The sequence below is a fragment of the Pseudomonas fluorescens genome, assembly GCF_001648775.1.
GTDB classification, from domain to species: Bacteria; Pseudomonadota; Gammaproteobacteria; order Pseudomonadales; family Pseudomonadaceae; genus Aquipseudomonas; species Aquipseudomonas fluorescens_M.
On the sequence record NZ_LVEJ01000023.1, the window covers coordinates 53049 to 71278 of the forward strand.

At 53.2% G+C, this 18230-nt stretch carries 20 protein-coding genes; 17 read left to right on the forward strand and 3 right to left on the reverse strand.

The window, feature by feature from the left end:
- Positions 1-297: 297 nt before the first annotated feature.
- From phhA to A8O26_RS20385, 6 genes are all read left to right on the forward strand, one after another.
- Positions 298-1089, forward strand: a complete 792-nt coding sequence (gene phhA, locus A8O26_RS20365; RefSeq protein ID WP_007920123.1) for a phenylalanine 4-monooxygenase — start codon at positions 298-300, stop codon at positions 1087-1089.
- 117 nt (positions 1090-1206) lie between these two features.
- The gene (locus A8O26_RS20370) at positions 1207-1563 is read left to right on the forward strand and encodes a 4a-hydroxytetrahydrobiopterin dehydratase (RefSeq protein ID WP_064119569.1); all 357 of its coding nucleotides are present in this window, start codon (positions 1207-1209) and stop codon (positions 1561-1563) included.
- On the forward strand, positions 1563-2756 hold the full coding sequence (locus tag A8O26_RS20375) for an amino acid aminotransferase (protein ID WP_064119570.1): 1194 nt from the start codon (positions 1563-1565) through the stop codon (positions 2754-2756). Before A8O26_RS20370 ends, A8O26_RS20375 begins: the two co-directional genes overlap by 1 nt.
- A gap of 271 nt (positions 2757-3027) precedes the next feature.
- On the forward strand, positions 3028-3159 hold the full coding sequence (locus A8O26_RS30460; RefSeq protein WP_256583563.1) for a hypothetical protein: 132 nt from the start codon (positions 3028-3030) through the stop codon (positions 3157-3159).
- A gap of 70 nt (positions 3160-3229) precedes the next feature.
- Positions 3230-3412: a hypothetical protein gene (locus A8O26_RS20380; RefSeq protein WP_064119571.1), complete on the forward strand. Its 183-nt coding sequence runs from the start codon at positions 3230-3232 to the stop codon at positions 3410-3412.
- A 113-nt stretch (positions 3413-3525) separates the two neighbouring features.
- Positions 3526-4713: an MFS transporter gene (locus A8O26_RS20385; protein WP_172828191.1), complete on the forward strand. Its 1188-nt coding sequence runs from the start codon at positions 3526-3528 to the stop codon at positions 4711-4713.
- Here the strand turns inward: A8O26_RS20385 and arfB are convergent.
- On the reverse strand, positions 4710-5123 hold the full coding sequence (arfB, locus tag A8O26_RS20390) for an alternative ribosome rescue aminoacyl-tRNA hydrolase ArfB (protein ID WP_007920134.1): 414 nt from the start codon (positions 5121-5123) through the stop codon (positions 4710-4712). The genes A8O26_RS20385 and arfB overlap by 4 nt on opposite strands.
- A gap of 455 nt (positions 5124-5578) precedes the next feature.
- On the opposite strand from arfB, the gene A8O26_RS20395 reads away from it, so the two are divergent.
- The 11 genes from A8O26_RS20395 (at position 5579) to queC (ending at position 16632) form a co-directional block, all read left to right on the forward strand.
- Positions 5579-5842 carry a PAAR domain-containing protein gene (locus A8O26_RS20395; RefSeq protein ID WP_007920142.1) on the forward strand — a complete coding sequence of 88 codons (264 nt, stop codon included), beginning with the start codon at positions 5579-5581 and terminating at the stop codon, positions 5840-5842.
- A 116-nt stretch (positions 5843-5958) separates the two neighbouring features.
- On the forward strand, positions 5959-10644 hold the full coding sequence (locus A8O26_RS20400) for an RHS repeat-associated core domain-containing protein (protein WP_253756967.1): 4686 nt from the start codon (positions 5959-5961) through the stop codon (positions 10642-10644).
- Positions 10641-11372 carry a hypothetical protein gene (locus A8O26_RS29820; RefSeq protein ID WP_155740672.1) on the forward strand — a complete coding sequence of 244 codons (732 nt, stop codon included), beginning with the start codon at positions 10641-10643 and terminating at the stop codon, positions 11370-11372. Before A8O26_RS20400 ends, A8O26_RS29820 begins: the two co-directional genes overlap by 4 nt.
- 335 nt (positions 11373-11707) lie before the next feature.
- Entirely contained in the window at positions 11708-12109 is a 402-nt protein-coding gene (locus tag A8O26_RS29500) for a hypothetical protein (RefSeq protein ID WP_081265227.1), read from the forward strand.
- 213 nt (positions 12110-12322) lie between these two features.
- A complete protein-coding gene (locus A8O26_RS20405; RefSeq protein ID WP_064119573.1) occupies positions 12323-12919 on the forward strand; it encodes a hypothetical protein in 597 nt (198 codons plus the stop codon).
- Positions 12920-13079: 160 nt separating this feature from the next.
- Positions 13080-13547 carry a hypothetical protein gene (locus A8O26_RS20410; protein ID WP_064119574.1) on the forward strand — a complete coding sequence of 156 codons (468 nt, stop codon included), beginning with the start codon at positions 13080-13082 and terminating at the stop codon, positions 13545-13547.
- Between the two features lie 30 nt (positions 13548-13577).
- Complete coding sequence (locus tag A8O26_RS20415; protein ID WP_064119575.1) at positions 13578-13838, forward strand: Imm32 family immunity protein; 261 nt, start codon at positions 13578-13580, stop codon at positions 13836-13838.
- Positions 13835-14470 (forward strand): hypothetical protein, encoded by a 636-nt coding sequence (locus A8O26_RS20420; protein ID WP_064119576.1) that lies wholly within the window; start codon positions 13835-13837, stop codon positions 14468-14470. The genes A8O26_RS20415 and A8O26_RS20420 overlap by 4 nt, the downstream gene beginning before the upstream one ends.
- A 130-nt stretch (positions 14471-14600) precedes the next feature.
- Positions 14601-15086: a hypothetical protein gene (locus A8O26_RS20425; RefSeq protein WP_064119577.1), complete on the forward strand. Its 486-nt coding sequence runs from the start codon at positions 14601-14603 to the stop codon at positions 15084-15086.
- Positions 15087-15274: 188 nt separating this feature from the next.
- On the forward strand, positions 15275-15742 hold the full coding sequence (locus A8O26_RS20430; RefSeq protein ID WP_064119578.1) for an SUKH-3 domain-containing protein: 468 nt from the start codon (positions 15275-15277) through the stop codon (positions 15740-15742).
- Between the two features lie 191 nt (positions 15743-15933).
- A complete protein-coding gene (gene queC / locus A8O26_RS20435) occupies positions 15934-16632 on the forward strand; it encodes a 7-cyano-7-deazaguanine synthase QueC (RefSeq protein WP_007919656.1) in 699 nt (232 codons plus the stop codon).
- Between the two features lie 53 nt (positions 16633-16685).
- Here queC and A8O26_RS20440 read toward each other — a convergent pair whose 3' ends face one another.
- Together A8O26_RS20440 and A8O26_RS20445 are read right to left on the reverse strand one after the other, a co-directional pair.
- On the reverse strand, positions 16686-17564 hold the full coding sequence (locus A8O26_RS20440; RefSeq protein WP_064119579.1) for a queuosine precursor transporter: 879 nt from the start codon (positions 17562-17564) through the stop codon (positions 16686-16688).
- Complete coding sequence (locus A8O26_RS20445) at positions 17548-18153, reverse strand: helix-turn-helix transcriptional regulator (protein WP_064119802.1); 606 nt, start codon at positions 18151-18153, stop codon at positions 17548-17550. Before A8O26_RS20445 ends, A8O26_RS20440 begins: the two co-directional genes overlap by 17 nt.
- Positions 18154-18230: the final 77 nt, after the last annotated feature.

Here is an 18230-nt window from a genome sequence, read left to right on the forward strand (position 1 = left end):
GACCCAGCGCTTTCGCGAGCAAGCTCGCTCCCACAGGTATTGCGGTGCGCCCGGAGCCATTTTTCTGCCGAGGCACGCAGATTGTTGTCAAGATTATGTGACAGCCACCGGCCTTTTCAAACCCGCGAATCACCGTAAATGCGATATATCCGCCAAAGCGTAACGATTTTTTTACGATTTCCGGCGAATTTTCCTACACGCATCGCGATCAACCTGCTGCAAACCCCATCACTCTCAGGTAATTCTGAGTCCATTGCAGGACATAACAAGAACGAATTCCCCTAGCAGGAGAGCAGCATGAAGCAGACGCAATACGTGGCCCGCGAGCCCGATGCGCAAGGTTTTATCGACTACCCCGCCGAAGAACATGCGGTGTGGAACACGCTGATCACTCGCCAGTTGAAAGTGATCGAAGGGCGTGCGTGCCAGGAATACCTGGACGGTATCGAAAAACTCGGTCTGCCCCACGACCGCATTCCGCAACTCGGCGAGATCAACAAGGTGCTCGGCGAGACCACCGGTTGGCAGGTTGCCCGCGTGCCGGCACTGATCCCCTTCCAGACTTTTTTTGAATTGCTGGCCAGCAAGCAGTTTCCAGTCGCAACCTTTATCCGTACCCGCGAAGAACTGGACTACCTGCAAGAGCCGGACATTTTCCACGAGATCTTTGGTCACTGCCCGCTGCTGACCAACCCGTATTTCGCCGAATTCACCCACACCTACGGCAAACTCGGTTTGCAGGCCACCAAGGAAGAACGCGTTTATCTAGCCCGTCTGTACTGGATGACCATCGAGTTCGGCCTGGTCGACACCCCGCAAGGCAAACGCATCTACGGCGGCGGCATTCTGTCCTCACCAAAAGAAACCGTTTACTCGCTGTCGGACGAGCCGGAGCATCAGGCCTTCGATCCGCTCGAAGCCATGCGCACGCCGTATCGCATCGACATCCTGCAACCGCTGTACTTTGTCCTGCCGAACCTCAAGCGTCTGTTCGACGTGGCCCATGAAGACATCATGGCCATGGTTCGCCAAGGCATGCAGCTGGGTCTGCACGCGCCGAAATTTCCGCCGAAACCAAAAGCCGCGTGAACCGCGATTTTTGCTGACAATTGAGCCTGTCAGTCGCCGCCACTTTGGTTTAGCGTGACGGCATTGACGGCCGAAAAGCTTTAATAAAAAAAACACACTCGATTTCAGGAATACACCATGTCCACTTTGAACCAAGCCCACTGCGAAGCCTGCCACGCCGATGCGCCACAAGTCAGCGACGAAGAACTGCCGATCCTGATCAAGCAGATCCCTGACTGGAACATCGAGGTGCGCGACAGCATCATGCAACTGGAGAAGGTCTTCCTGTTCAAGAACTTCAAACACGCGCTGGCATTCACCAACGCCGTCGGCGAAATCTCCGAGGCCGAAGGTCACCACCCGGGCCTGCTGACCGAGTGGGGCAAAGTCACCGTGACCTGGTGGAGCCACTCGATCAAAGGCCTGCACCGCAACGACTTCATCATGGCCGCGCGCACTGACGAAGTGGCCAAGACTGCAGAAGGACGCAAGTAATGCACTTCGACGCCATCGGCCGGGTACCCGGCGACCCGATCCTCGGCTTGATGGAGGCGTATGCGCAGGACACCAACCCGCGCAAATTCGACCTGGGCGTTGGCGTCTACAAGGACGCCCAGGGCCTGACGCCGATCCCGGAAGCGGTAAAAATCGCCGAAGCGCGACTGGTCGAAAGCCAGGACACCAAGACCTACATCGGTGGTCACGGCAATCCGTTGTTCGGCAAAGTCATCAACGAGTTGGTGCTCGGCGCCGACTCGCCGCTGATCGCCGAACAGCGTGCCGGCGCCACCCAGACCCCGGGCGGCACCGGTGCGCTGCGTCTGGCCGCTGACTTCATCGCGCAGTGCCTGCCGGGCAAGGGCGTATGGCTGAGCAACCCGACCTGGCCGATTCACGAAACCATTTTCGCCGCGGCCGGGGTCAAGGTCAGTCACTACCCGTACGTCGGTAGCGACAACCGCCTCGACGTCGACGCCATGCTCGCCGTACTCAACCAAGTGCCGAACGGTGATGTGGTGCTGCTGCACGCGTGCTGCCACAACCCGACCGGTTTTGACTTGAGCCATGACGACTGGCAGCGCGTACTCGACGTGGTGCGCAGGCGCAATCTGCTGCCACTGATCGACTTTGCCTACCAGGGCTTTGGCGACGGTCTGGAACAGGATGCGTGGTCGACGCGTTTGTTCGCGGCGCAAGTGCCTGAACTGCTGATCACCAGTTCCTGCTCGAAGAACTTCGGCCTCTATCGCGATCGCACCGGTGCGCTGATCGTCTGCGCGAAAAGCGCCGACAAGCTCATCGACATCCGCAGCCAACTGGCCAACATCGCCCGCAACCTGTGGTCGACGCCGCCGGATCACGGCGCTGCGGTGGTCGCGACGATCCTCGCCGATCCAGAGCTGAAAGCGCGCTGGGCTGATGAAGTGGAAGCCATGCGTCTGCGCATTGCGCAACTGCGCAGCGGTCTGGTTGAAGCGCTGGAGCCGCACGGTCTGCGCGAGCGTTTTGCACACATCGGCGTGCAACGCGGGATGTTCTCTTACACCGGCCTGTCGCCGGAGCAAGTGAAGCAACTGCGCGAGCATCACAGCGTGTACATGGTCAGCTCGGGCCGGGCGAACGTCGCCGGCATCGACGCCACGCGCCTTGCCCTGCTGGCCGAGGCCATCGCCAGCGTCTGCAAATAGTTACTGCAACACAAAACCCTGTGGGAGCGAGCCTGCTCGCGAAAGCGGCGTGTCATTCAACGAAAATGTTGCCTGACACACTGCCTTCGCGAGCAGGCTCGCTCCCACATTTGTTTTGTGGTGACCTTCGGGTTTTGCGCCCCCTGCGGCCATCTGTCGCATTAATTTGAATTAAAAGTCTGATTGTCATTTTTCCTGCTGTATCCTGCGCAGGCTTTCAAGAAGCGCGGATCGACCAGATCTATCAACAGACTTAGCGAGGAGCGCAACCATGCACGAGATTCCTAATCTCCCCTTCCCAAGCCTGCACGTACCTGAGCAGACGACCACGCAACAAGCCGGCGCGGGGCAGCCCGAACCGCAAGAAGCCGTTGAGAGCCGCCCGGCCGACAACGAAGAGTAATACCCGTCGTACAGACCGTGTGGAAAGCGCTAACATGCGCTTTCCACACTGCCTGAACCCCGAGCCCGCCATGACCGACGAATTCTCCGAAAGCCAAGCCGCCGTCCTGATCGGCGCGACCGAGAAAATGATCGCGATCTGGAACCGTCTCTCGCCCGAGAAACAAGCCGCCCTGCTCGCCCGATTCGGCACAGAGGAAAACGCCCTCGCCGCGCTGGTCACCACGCAGCTGGTTGCCCCGGACAAACCTTGAACCCGCCGCCGAGCAAATAGTTTTACTTTTCCCGCCCCAGATCCGTCCGCGCCGGTATCATAAGCAGCCTATCTAATCTGCCGCTCCGTGGATCGTTACCCATGTCGTCCTCTATGCCAGAACCCCAGCGCCCCCTGGCGGTTACGCTGCAAGTCGTTTCCATCGTCCTCTTCACCTTTATCGGTTACCTGAACATCGGCATTCCGCTCGCGGTGTTGCCGGGCTACGTCCACAGCGACCTGGGCTTTGGCACGGTGATCGCCGGCCTGGTGATTAGCATGCAATACCTCGCCACCCTGCTCAGCCGCCCGTATGCCGGCAAGATCATCGATAATCAGGGCAGTAAACGTGCGGTGATGATTGGCCTGGCCGGGTGCGGCTTGAGCGGTGTGTTCATGCTGATTTCGGCGTGGACACCGAACCTGCCGATGTTCAGTTTGATCAGTCTGTTGATCGGTCGTCTGGTCTTGGGCAGCGCTGAAAGTCTGGTCGGCTCCGGCTCGATCGGCTGGGGCATCGGCCGGGTCGGCGCAGCCAACACCGCCAAGGTGATTTCCTGGAACGGCATCGCCAGTTATGGCGCCCTGGCGGTCGGTGCACCGTTGGGCGTGTGGCTGGTCGGCCAGTTGGGGTTGTGGAGCATGGGCGTCAGCATCATCCTGCTCGCCGCGCTGGGCCTGCTGCTGGCCTGGCCAAAAACGCCGGCACCGATTGTCGCCGGCGAACGCCTGCCATTCATGCACGTGCTCGGCAAAGTGTTTCCCCACGGTTGCGGTCTGGCGCTGGGCTCAATCGGCTTCGGCACCATCGCCACCTTCATCACCCTGTATTACGCGACCCAGCATTGGGACAACGCCGTGCTGTGCCTGAGCCTGTTCGGCGCCAGCTTCATCGGCGCGCGACTGCTGTTCGGCAACCTGATCAACCGCCTCGGCGGCTTTCGCGTGGCGATTGTCTGTCTGTCGGTGGAAACCCTTGGCCTGCTGCTGTTGTGGCTCGCACCGGACGCGCATTGGGCGCTGGCCGGTGCGGCGTTGAGCGGGTTTGGTTTCTCGCTGGTATTCCCGGCGCTGGGCGTGGAAGCGGTGAATCTGGTGCCCGCCTCAAGCCGTGGCGCAGCCGTTGGCGCTTACTCGCTGTTCATCGATTTGTCGCTGGGGATCACCGGGCCATTGGCCGGTGCGATTGCGGCGGGATTCGGTTTTGCCTCGATTTTCCTGTTTGCCGCCCTCGCCGCGCTGAGTGGATTGGCGCTGAGCGTGTATCTCTACAAACATACGGCGAAGTACCGCGAAGACTAGAAATCCACCTTGCCACGCCCGGCCTTGATGCTGCCGCGCTTGGTTTTCGATTCGAGTCGGCGCTTCTTTGAGCCGAGGGTCGGTTTGGTCGGACGGCGTTTCTTTTCGACTTTGGTCGCGCTGAGAATCAGCTCGACCAGACGCTCCAGCGCATCGGCGCGGTTGGCTTCCTGCGTGCGGTACTGCTGGGCCTTGATGATCAACACGCCGTCGCTGGTGATGCGACTGTCGCGCAGCGCCAGCAGCCGCTCCTTGTAGAACTCGGGCAAGGACGAAGCCGGAATGTCGAAGCGCAGGTGCATGGCGCTGGAGACTTTGTTGACGTTCTGCCCACCGGCGCCTTGCGCGCGGATGGCGGTCAGTTCGATCTCGGCATCCGGCAGATGCACGTTGTTGGAAATCACCAGCATGGAAAAGCGTCCGTAATCAGAACGCGCAGGATACCCCGAAACAGCGCCCAAACCTGCTGAAGATCCACTGATGACCTTCGCCTGTTCGCGATGCGTTCGATGCGATCGACATCGATTTGCCAGAAGTCGATCAGCCGCCCGACTGCGCAACTTCTTGCGCACCTGTCGTCGAAAAAACGCCCGCCAATCGCCTGCAGCCCACGTTACACGGGCCCTGTAGCCGAGTGCGCAAGAAGTTGCGCAGCACTGCGCAACTTCTTGCGCACTTTGAGGCGGTTTCCGCAGTAAAAATCGATTTATCCCGCAGTCATCCGGCGCAACCCCTTGCTGCGTAATGGCCATATAGTGGCTGGCACGGATTTTGATATCAAATCGGCACTAACGCCTGCTGAACGCAGGCAGGAAATACAGGATTGCTCGCCGAGCCAGCCATCCTCGGTCAAAGGAATGACGCAATGAAAGACGCAATTCGCTTGGGCGACTCCACCACTCACGGTGGCAAAGTCCTCGAAGCCTTCTCCCGCACCGACCTCAACGGCAAGCCGATTGCCGGGGTCGGTCACAAGGTCAGCTGCCCGTTGTGCAAAGGGGTTTTCCCGATTGCCGAGGGCAGCAGCACTTACACCGTCGATGGCACACCCATCGCACTGGACGGCATGAAAACCGCCTGCGGCGCCGCGCTGATCGCCAGTGGCCCGAAAGGCGCTGTCGTCAGCTAATTCCGTTTTTTCACTTTGATGCGTACCTCTGAGAGGCGGCTTTTTCTCGCCCGCTCATTGAGGTCTTCAATTTTTGCCCGCAAAGCCCGGACCTTGTCGCCGGGTGAGATGCCGTGATGACCACTGAAACTGCTGTCGCAAAACGTGAGCCCCAAGCCGCCATCGTTCCACTCAATGCCATCGACGTTCAGGACGTCGCCAGCAGTGCGGCGGCTTTCGATGCCTGGCTGCAATCCGCCACCGATGGCGTGGTCACGCTTGATCGAATCAAGAACTACGCCGGTTTCTTGCCGGTGGTCGGCAACATCATGGCTTTGGTCGATGCGCTGAGTGACATCGTCACCCTGTCGGATGCCAAGCAACGCGACTTGCTCACGTGGGCCAGCCTTGGCATCAACCTGATCGGCGTCTTGCCGTTGCCGCCGTCGATGGCTGCGGCGCGCATGACCCTGCGGCCAACGCTGTTTCTGGTGCGTCAGGAGATGAGGGCCAGCGGCAAGTTGTTGCTCAGCACTTCCGTGATCGAGGTGCTGGTCGGTCACCTGAACGCCTCGATCATCGGCACCCTCGATGACTTTGTTGAGCAAGCCAAAGGCAAGTTGCCGGGCATTTTGGCGGACGCTGGCAAGCTCGGCGAACAAATCATCAACGAGATTGCCACCGGTATCGAAACAACGGCCCTTGGCCGGCTGGATGCCAAGGGTGATCTGGAGGAAGCCAGCGCAAGAGCCAGCGTCGGGCGCGGCCAACTGCTCAACGACCCCCTCGCGACGGCCGACAACTTTTTAGCGGCTGCCAACAGCGCCTTGAAAGCGGCAGGCAAAGGGATGGTCAACAGCGTCGCGCAGAACCTGCTGCCGAACGAGCTCCAGAAACAGATCACCACCGAGACCGGCAAACTGCGCGCGATGGGCCCGGAACTGCGCACGCAGTTGAGCAAGCTCGACGATAAAAATGTGCAGAACTCCATCGGCTGGCTGCTGCAGATCCTCTCCAGCGCCGTGACCCTGTGGCGCAAGCGCAATGCCCATGGGCAGAACGCCGCGGTTCATACCGAGAAGACCGGCAAGGCCACCCACACGGCTGCAGAAGGCGAGTTGGGCGCTAACAACAAGCAAGTCCCAGCGAAAAGCGCGCCCAATCCGGAGAAAGGTCCCTGTAAATGCGCCACTGAATTCAGCATCAACTTTGCCCTGGGTTCGGAAAGCCTCAGCCATACCGATTTCAGCCTGCCCGGCCCCTTCCCGATCGAATGGAAGCGCACCTACAACTCACGCCTCGACGCCTACGATCAGAGCGAACTCGGCGCGCGCTGGATCAACGAATTCACCACGCGCTTTGACTGCGTGGACGATGGCCTGACGTTCTACAGCGCCGACGGCCGCGACCACAGCTATCCGTTGCCTAAAGTCGGACTGTTCCACTACGACGCCATCGAAAACATCACTCTGGTCCGCAACAGCGAAGATCAGTTGTTGCTGTGCCGTGGTTTCGAGCGCAAGGAAACCTACGTCCGCCGTGGCCAGCGCTTTGTGCTGAGCAACATTTCGCTGCGCAACGGCGCCGGAGTGATGCTGCATTACGAGCATCGTCACGGCGAACACTCGGTGCTCTCCGACCTGATCACCTATCAGGAAAACGACTACACCAAAGTGCACCTGCACCTCGGCACGATGATCGACGATCACGGCCGGTTTATCGGCCTCTGGCAGATCGTTGACGGCGAACCGCTGCGCCAGCTCTGCGCCTACCAGTACGACGCCTATGGCGACCTGATTCAGGCGCAGGACGAGAACGGCGCCGTCTGGTCGTATCAGTTCGAGCATCACCTGATTACCCGCTACACCGACCGCACCGGGCGCGGCATGAACCTGCAGTGGGACGGTTCAAGCGCCAAGGCCAAAGCCGTGCGCGAATGGGCCGACGACGGCAGTTTCGACACACGTCTGGAATGGGACGAAAACATTCGTCTGACCTACGTCACTGACGCGCTCGGCAACGAAACCTGGCACTACTACGACATCCTTGGCTACACCTACCGCATTCGCTACGCGGACGAGCGTTCGGAATGGTTCTTCCGCGACGAGGCGAAGAATATCGTGCGCCGTGTGAATGCCGACGGCAGCACCGATCGCTACAGCTACGATGAACGCAGCAACCTGCTCGAACACATCCGCGCCGATCACACGGTGATGCATTACGCCTACGATGATCAGGACCTGCTGATCAAGATCAGCGATGCCGAGGGCGGGCAGTGGCAGCGCGCCTATGACGACCAAGGCAACCTGGTCGAAGCGCTCGATCCGCTCGGCAACAAAACCGAATACGCCTACAACAAATCCGGCCAGCCCACCGCGATCAAGGACGCCAGCGGCAACGAAAAGACGTTGGACTACAACGACGCCGGGCAACTGGTGGAGTACGTCGATTGCTCGGGCAAGACCAGCGCCTGGGACTACAACGAACTGGGGCAAATGATCTGCTTCACCGACGCCGCCGGGAACGCCACCGAATACGAATACAAGGCCGGCCAATTGGTGTTGATCAAGCACCCGGACAAGACCGAAGAGCGCTTTGAGCGAGACGCCGAAGGTCGGCTGCTGGCGCACGTCGACGCTCTCGATCGTTGCACCACGTGGAGCTACAGCGCTGCCGGTTTGATCGCTGAACGTGTCGATGCCGCCGAACAAACCTTGCGCTATCGCTGGGACCGTCTCGGACGGTTAACGGCGCTGGAAAACGAAAACGAACAACGTGCGCACTTCCACTACGATCCGGTCGGACGCCTGCTCGAAGAGCGCGGTTTCGATGGGCGCAGCACGCGTTATCAGTACGACCCGCTCACCGGACGCCTCGCCCAATCGATCAATGGCCAACGCGTCATCTCGTTGAGCTTCGACCCGATGGGCCGTTTGACCGAACGTCGCGCCACCTTGGGCGACCAATCGCAAAGCGAGACTTTCGCTTACGATGGCAACGGCAACCTGGTGCTGGCCGACAACGCCGACAGCCGCCTGCAATGGTTCCACGACCCGGCCGGCAATCTGCTGCGCGAGCACCAGCATTACCTCGGCCTGGAAAAGCCCACCGTCGCGATCTGGCAGCACGAGTACGACGTGCTCAACCAACGAGTCGCCAGCGTGCGCCCCGACGGCCACCGCGTCAGCTGGCTGACTTACGGCAGCGGTCACCTGCTCGGCTTGCGCCTCGATGAACACGAACTGATCGGCTACGAACGCGACGACCTGCACCGCGAAGTCGCCCGCCATCAAGGCAACCACCTGCTGCAAACCCAAAGCTGGGACCCGGCCGGCCGTTTGCAGGAACAGTTGCTCGGCCGCAGCGACGACAAATCCACACTGCTCAAACGCGAGTACAGCTACGACGCCGCCGGCCAACTGACCGACATCAACGACAGCCGTCGCGGCCCGCTTGCCTATCGCTACGATCCCGTCGGCCGACTGCTCAGCGCTACCACACGTCAAGGCGTGGAAACCTTCGCCTTCGACCCGGCCGGCAACCTGCTCGACGACAAGGCGACTGAAATTCGCCGCCCACTGGACCTGACCCCTCCGCGCAGCAAACTGGTCGACAACCTGCTGCGCGAATACGCCGGCACGCATTACGACTACGACGAACGCGGCAACCAGATCCAGCGCTGGCACAACGGCCAACGCAGCGACCTACAGTGGGATTTGTTTGATCGACTGGTGCATTTCGAAGACCCGCGCCTGTCCGTCGAATTCGCCTACGACGCACTGGGACGCCGCCTGCACAAAAACTCCCGCGCGCACTACAAACAGCGTCCAGAAGCAGGCTCTCTCTGGAACAGAAACGAGCACGCGCGCAAACAGCGCGAACTCGGCTGCGGCTTCACCTTGTACGGCTGGGATGGCGACAACCTCGCCTGGGAAAGCAGTCCGGCACAGAGCGATGGCGAGCCCGGCCGCACGGTGCACTACGTCTTCGAACCGGGCACTTTTGTCCCTGTGGCACAGGCTATACGGCATGCGCCAATCGATCTGATTGGGCTGCCGGATTACAGCGGTGAATACAGCCTTGATGAAGATCCAGTGTGGAATCACAAGGCAACGGCATTACCGTTTGATGCGTTGGCCTGGTATCAGTGTGATCACCTCGGCACGCCGCAGGAATTGACGGATTCCCAAGGCAACATGGCCTGGACCGCGCAATACAAGGCGTGGGGACAGGTGACGGAGCAGCGCTCGGATTGGGCGCGGCAGCATGGCGTGATGAACCCGATACGGTTCCAGGGGCAGTATCACGATCATGAGACGGGGCTGCATTACAATCGGTATCGGTACTATGATCCGGGGGTTGGGCGGTTTGTTAGTAAGGATCCGATTAGCTACGCGGGGGGACTGAATCTTTATGCTTATGCGCCTAACCCAACAGGCTGGATCGATCCGCTCGGGTTAACTCCATCGTGCTCTCGACGTGTTCAGTTACCAGGAGACCAAACATTTCCTTCAAAGAGAGCGGCACGAAGGGCTGCGATGCGTTCGAAAAATATTCCTACGTCTCAAAGTTATAACTCTAGAACTATCAAGGATCCAGAGGACACTCGTAAAGGTATTCACCCGAGTGAGCGATATAAAGTTGAAGCCCTCACCTCTGGCGGTCGGAAAGCTGGTGGTGAAACACCGATAGGTTCCGTAAAACTACACGACGCAGGGCACGAATTTGAGGATAATGACACTTATGAACTCCCCCATTACCATGGTGTTAAAGGAGAGCATTATTCATATGAGAATCAAAAGTCAAAAGGGTGCCCAAAATGAAAGCTTTAGTTGATACCGGGTCAGTTCTTGCTACTAAAGCTGCTGATTTTCACTTTGATAACTCATGCGACTCATTATGGTATCTGGCTACAGGCTATGATTACGGATCGATCTTTGATTATTTGGCTCCAATTTTCTTTCGATATAATATATATACCGTGCTTGCTGCCGAACTCGATTCAAGTAGCAGTATTGCGAAGAAACTAGGCCTACATAAAAGAGCATTTGGAAAGCTTGGTTTGGCCGCGACGAACAAAAGAAGACATCTCGAATTAAACTTAGACATTGAGGGGAGGCATAATTTCTGCGACCTCTCAACTGTTTCCAGTAGCGAAGAAATAAAAACAATTTTTACTGCTATATACAAAGGATGGAGTGCGTTAATATTTTTGTCAGAGATGGAGCTGGATGAAAATGATAAAAAAGAGGTCCTCAGTGTAATTGCTGAGATTTATGGAGCTTCAGGTACAGACTTCTCTCAAGCTTCCTCATTAAAGTTATTTCATAAAGTGATAGCAGTACTATGTTCGAAAAAATGCATTGTTGTCATGCTAGGTGAAGATCACTCTGACACTCGAGCAATAGTAATCTCTGGCCCTGCCGAACAGATAGTAGAATTTTCAGAGCTTGCGAATAATTTTGCTGAAGCCGACTCCGATCCTACTCCAACACCGTTAACTCGTGAATTTACACTTAAAACTCCTTTTGTGAGAAGGCGTATGTTTTAGATATAAATAAAATCGTAAAAAATTGCATTACTCTCTTCGCGCTCCAATGGTTAATTTGACTATTGTGTACAAGCACAAAGAATCTCTCGTAAAAAGAACAAGTTATTGAAGATTAATTAAACGACGTCTGTCCCTGGTAGAATCGACAACCTTTCATCTGATCATGATCCGGGGTGCCGCCCACCTAAAACCAAGTGTGGCCGATCACAGATAAGAAGTAAGCCAATCACGTATTCAATCCTCGCCACCTATAGGTAGATATGACACTGTCTATGGAACAAGAGTGAGACAGGGAAAAATATAAACTTTAAATCTCTGAAGTGCAAGGATGCAAAATGATTACGTCTGCTGAAGAATTTGTCGCGCTGCGCGATAGTGAAATAAAAGTCGATTATGATCGAGCAGCAATGGAAGAGGCTCCTCTTTCAGTGTGGCGCGAAGTAATTGAAAGATTTCCTGAGTATAGAAGATGGGTGGCTCACAATAAAACAGTACCACTGGAAATTCTTGAAGAGCTATGTGCGTTCGATGCCAGTATCCGACGTTTCGTTGCATCCAAGCGAAAATTATCATTTGCATTGTTCGAGCGACTTTCCCTGGACCCGTGCTCCGTGGTGAGAGGTGCAATAGCTGCAAATAGAAAAACACCTATCGAAATTCTTGAAAAGCTGCTCAATGATGAAAGCGAGAACGTTGCAAGAGTGGCGGAGTGTAATTACAAAGAAAGAAAGCCTTGATTGTGCGAACTTGAAGTAGATCTTGCGGAGCATATAGGGGGTGGATCATATGGTCAAAAAACCAACATACACCGTCTACCCCTAACAAGATCGGCACCCTAACATCTGTTCTTGATCCGCGAGCCGTTCATCTTGAACCAAGTAAAGTGCCTCAGGGTTGATAATCCGCCTGAACTAACACAATATTAGATTACAAAAAGTCCTGACCCATATATGGTTTCTACTGATTTTCATCAGCTTGTTGAGTTGTTCATAGAGGGGTCGGGTAATCTTCAGCCAAGTATTTTTGGGTTGAACAGCTTTTCCGAGTCGGATTTCATAAGCGCCGGTTTTGAATTGATCGGCGATCCGAATGGTTTTCATTCTTTCGAAAAAGCATACGACGTTCCTTATTTTCGTAGAAAAATAACGGTAGTGTTCAAGCAGTATTTTTTTGCGCGTGAGAGTTTGGGGGGAGGTCTTGGTATTGCAGGTGGGGTAAGGCTGACATCGCTTTTGAGAAAACAGCCATTTGCTACATCAATGGGGCATGTCGATACGAATCGTATGGTGTTCTTTTTCTTCGAGGATAAAAGTGATGGGGCACTGATTTTCGATGAAAAAATCGTCATAAGGTTTGACCAGTGGTCCAAGCGCAATTCTTATATGGTTTCAACAGTAGAGTGTGATTTTGATAATGTGCAGTTCAATGAAATAGCAAAGAAAGCAGTTCGCGAAACGTTTGAACCGTCCACTCACGATTCGATGATCAGAGATGCAAAGCAACGAGGCTGCTCACGTGCGTTTAATCGTTTGATTGAAAAACTTTAGGTCGACATGCACATGCGGTAAACCAATAGAGACTCCAGGCCGGGCAGCGCTTGGGGTTGAGGATTGGAGACACCTCTCAGAATCGTGGCATCACAGTACCACCAGAAGTCGACAAACGATTCAGCGCAATGAAAAAATACTGCTATTGCAGGAGAGTGAAATGACTGACCTACATATTAAGGTTGATATATTTTTATCGGAAGATAAACGGTACATCTTCACACGTTGCTGCTTTATTTTTGAGTCGATAACCATTGGCGACTTCGAACAAGTCATCTTAGGGAAAAATCTGATTGGAGCTCTCGAAGATCTAATTTTTCGACTTGAAGAACACACCTCAATTGATTGCGAGCCAGACAAACTGGAGCAAACACTTTCGTCACTTATCAACAGTGATATTAGACACTCCTGCTTGCCTCTCGGAATTGAAGCGTTCGATGGCGACATGGGTGCGTTTTTTAGTGTAGCAGGTGATAGTTATATAGCTTTGAAGCCTTGGGGAAGAAACAATATTTTTAATGAAAAGATGAGCGCCAGCCATTATCTTGACATCATAACATTGAGCAAAAAAATATTAGCAAGCAGAATACACGACCTTCAAACCGACATTAACGAACCATTCGAATAATATAGAACTGTAGAGCCCCACAATTAAATCATGAAAAACCTAAAAAAATTCACTGCTTATGGATCTTCTATCGGAAAACGCAAAAGCATCAAACTGGATGAAATTTCAATTCTCGCAGATCCTGCAACGATAAAAAGCTTAGGATTATTTTTGATCAATGCTGCGTACGAAATGGAGACCAACGAGTTAGAGCACATGCATCTACAAGACATGCTCGGAAATTTTTCGCACAAAAGACATGTTGACGTCATTGTAATCAATCAAAAATCTGTCAAGTCCTTGAAAAAATGAACGCCGATTACTCAGCCTCTGTTATTTGTTATCGGGCAAAATTCGATGATTTCAAAAAAACCTCTAGCAGTCGCATTAGGAATCTCCCTGCGGAAATTAATGACGATTTCGCAGTGCTAGCCTCTGTTGGTAAAAACGGCTCCATCGGGTTCGACAAATCTAAGGAGGGCGCTGCTGCGATTAAATCCCTAATTAGCAATTGCTACTACATCGACATAAATGGAGAGCTTCAGCCACCGTCAAGCAAAGAACTTCACTACATGCCACTTTTTATGTTTAGAGACAAAGATGGGTGGTTCGAGCGCGCAGTGAATGCGCATAGACGATACGAAGTTGACGTCAAAAAACATGAAATAGTATCAAGGCATCGAAGCGTGGAAAAACCGACGCCTCCCGCCTTAACTATTTTCTTGCAGAGCGATAATTTCTCCATAAACCAAGAGACATATAAACTTTTCAAAAACTCCTGCCAATATGTCGCGATCGCTAAAATTTCAGGCGAGTATAGACATGGTGCTTTTGATGTCTTCTCCAGCGATTTAAATTATTTTTTCGACGAATTTTTCAGTATTACTGGCGAGTCAGCGGACTTGATTATGGTCGATAATCCAACTGAACTCCCAATATACTAGTTTACAAAAAAGCCATTACCCAAAATTGCTCCAGAAAGCGGGATCAACAGGCGCACAGAAATACCTTTGCTGCTCCCGCCAATCAAAAAAACATCAATATACCGTTGATTTAAAAAATGAAGAACTTGTAATGAAAGAGTTAAGAAATACACTGTATGGGATAAGGGGCAAGGGCGCGCGCAAGCGGATAATGAAGCTCGCAACTGAATATGACCGACTGGCAATGGGGCATGATACATTCCCTCAAATATGTTTTGACCTGATTATAGAAATACTATCGACCGAAGAGCTTTTCAATAAACCGGGAATGGATGTATTTCTGATGAATATTTCAACGGATACAGAAAGGCTGTCGAAGGAGCGAAAGCAAAAATTGCTGGAGACCATACGAGATAATTACCCAAAATATACTAACTTGGAATTTTGTTGGGTTATGGGAGATATGCTCGCACGTTATTTTGACCGCGCATCTGTAATTAATGTGTTTGATACAACATTTAAAAAATCAACGCATGAGGGGAAGGAAGGCATTGCTCTGGGTTTGGATATAATTGCCAGGCACTCAAAGCGAGATTCGGTCGTCATGAAGAAAATTGAAAAAATCTTAAAACTCTAATTGATATTTTATATGCTGTAGGCGAGGCTCAAGCTAAATCCGGGAAATAGTTATCATGAAAAAGCCCATTAAAATAGGGGCATCTTTCAGAGATAAAGTATCCTGGTACGGCTGGATGTTGACAAACGATTCAGTGCAATGAAAAAAGACCGTTAATGCAGAACGCTGCCTACGCCTGGACGCTCCCAATGCACCCGTTGATCGAACTTCCCGAGACTCTCCACCCACTGTTCCTGGCTGCCGGTTGGCCTGTCACCCATATCGAGCCATTGCCGGATTTCGTCCCGCGCGAGCATCCAGCCGCTGCTCTGCTCGAACAACTGGCCGGCCTGACCGTCGGCACCTGCGGCACAGGCGAAGACTGCGCTACCAGCGATGTAGTGTTTGGCAAGTTTGAGCACATGCATGGAGATGAAGACTTCTTGGCTTGGCAGCAACGCTTGGGCAGCACCTTGGTGAACATCGCCGAAATTCATCATGGCCACGCTGCACTGTTGATGGACGAAAAAGGTCGCTGCTACGCCATGAGTTTCATTCATGACGGGTTCTGGCTGCAGGGCAGAACTTTTGTCGAAGCGATGGAAAAGCTAGTGTTTGGGCGCAAGTGCGGTGAGCAAGTGGCGCTGGCCACACCGGGCGCCGTACCAGTTGTTTAAATCCCTCTGCTTTTAGCAACGGTCTAAAAACGTTTGCTATTTAACATGCCTATTATTCAGTTACTGAAGCCTCACTCCACCTTAAGATAGCTGCTCGCGCGCGCGCCTCTGGACTCTGCACCGAACTCCATCCCTATTTCGAGTATCATCTCCACCTTTGCCCTCAAGACCTCAATGCAGGAAGCATAACCATGACCAACAAAGCAGTTATCGTATTCAGCGGCGGGCAGGACTCCACCACGTGTTTGATCCACGCCCTGACCCACTACGATGAAGTCCACTGCATCACGTTCGACTATGGTCAGCGTCATCACGCGGAAATTGAAGTGGCGCAGCAGCTGTCGAAAAAGCTCGGTGTCACCGTGCATAAAACGCTGGATGTGTCCTTGCTCAATGAACTGGCCATCAGCAGCCTGACCCGCGATAACATTCCGGTGCCGACCGTGAACAGCTCCGGCGAGAGCCTGCCAAGCACCTTCGTTCCGGGGCGGAACATTCTGTTTCTGACCCTGGCTTCTATCTATGCCTATCAAGTCCAGGCCAAAACGGTCATTACCGGTGTCTGTGAAACCGACTTCTCGGGCTATCCCGATTGCCGGGACGAGTTCGTCAAGGCCTTGAATAAAGCCCTTGAATTAGGCATGGATTATAAACTGCAACTGGATACGCCATTGATGTGGCTGAACAAGGCAGAAACCTGGGCCTTGGCTGATTACCACCATCAACTGGATCTGGTTCGCGAAGAAACACTGACTTGCTACAACGGCATCAAGGGCACTGGATGTTCCGATTGCGACGCCTGTAATCTTCGCGCCAAAGGCTTGAATGAGTTCCTGAACAATAAAGTGCAGGTCACTCAACGCTTGAAAGAGAAACTTGGCTTAAAGTAATACTGCAACAACAAGCGCTCACTCAAGCATGCTGAGTGAGCGCCCTTCTCTGCTTACTGCGTCTGCGCACCCGTCAGGTATTTCTTGAACAAAGACCGTGCCCCGTAGGCCGGCAAGATATTAAAGAAGGCAAAACCTACCTTGATTGCGATCTGAACGTAGATCATGCCCAGTATCGCGCTGTTTTCCATCGTCCCGTAAAAGGCGATGTAGCAGAATAGAAAGCTGTCGATGATCACAGCAAACAATGTGCTTAAAAATACTCGCAAAAACAGAAATCTGGAATTTGTGAGTTCTTTAATCTTGCACAACAGGTACGAATTTATATTCTCGGAAACCAGAAACGATACAGAAGACGCTACAAGGACTGCGGACAACTGACTGATAACATCGTTATAAGCGCCATCGAGTTTCCAACCCGGCAGGCCCGGAAGATGGGTAGTGATGGCCAGCAGAATGATAATTGCGGCGTTGCTGATGAACGCGAACAGAATCGCTTTTCGCGCGAGCCTCAGGCCAAACGTTTCGTTGAGCAAGTCAACGATCAGAAACGTCAGCGGATAGAGGAAGGTGCCCGGCGTCACGACAATATCGAAATACTCCAGATAGATCGGTTTTGTCGCAGCAATACTGGTGAAGATGTAAAGCGTGAACAGCATCAGGTTCAGGATGATGTAGATCATCCAGGAACTCTCATGCCGGTCATTGATTTCGTAAGCGGTGAGTGCGCCGCCCTGGGAGTAAAACTTCTTGTAGAGGTTTTTCACTTCGATTTTATTCAGATTATCCATAATCTCACTATTCAACACTTCACTTAGCTTTATTTTAATTATTTTGCCTGTCGCGATGACCATGATGACGGCCAAGCTTTTTCCATTTTCAAAACCCAGCAACTTGTACTTGCTGTTTTCCAACTCAACACTGCAATCCATTAAATCGTTCCTCGATTACATCTCCGATCACGCATACACGATCCGTATCAAAGCTGCCTTCATGGCTTATAGATAACTTCGTTGTGATTTTGTCATACACCAGCTTTTCCCTGTCGCTGGTCGATGCTCCTTTCTGCACGATTAATAGATCGCCGGGTTCATTCAGGCCGCTGATTTCGTTTTCCAAAAGCACGCCAATCAGGTTAAAGGACGCGCCAAAGTAGTAAGTCAATGGATAGATAGTGGCTAACTCGCCAATTCTTTTATCCAGACTTTGCAGCAGCATACTTTCTTTAATCACCGGAACAGCGGCCGGATTCATATTCCCCTGTGGCGAAATACTGCTTTCGATGATTTCCTTTTCTTCAAAATCAATCGTCTCTATTTCTTCGTAAGACACGCCGAAGAAATCAGAAATCTTGCGCACAGTGGACTGCTGGACATTGACCACCTTGCCTTCAAGGATGTTGTAGATGGTCGTTCGGGTCAAACCACTGGAGTTGCACAGGGACAGCTGAGTTTCCCCGCGACTCTTGATCAGGTATTTGATGTTGTTTTTCAGATTCTCCGATCTTTCTCTTCTGTGTATCACATGCTTACCATCCGTTGTTAACTGCAATCAATGTGACGCCCCGAATGATCATTCCGGACATACACAAGTGAGGT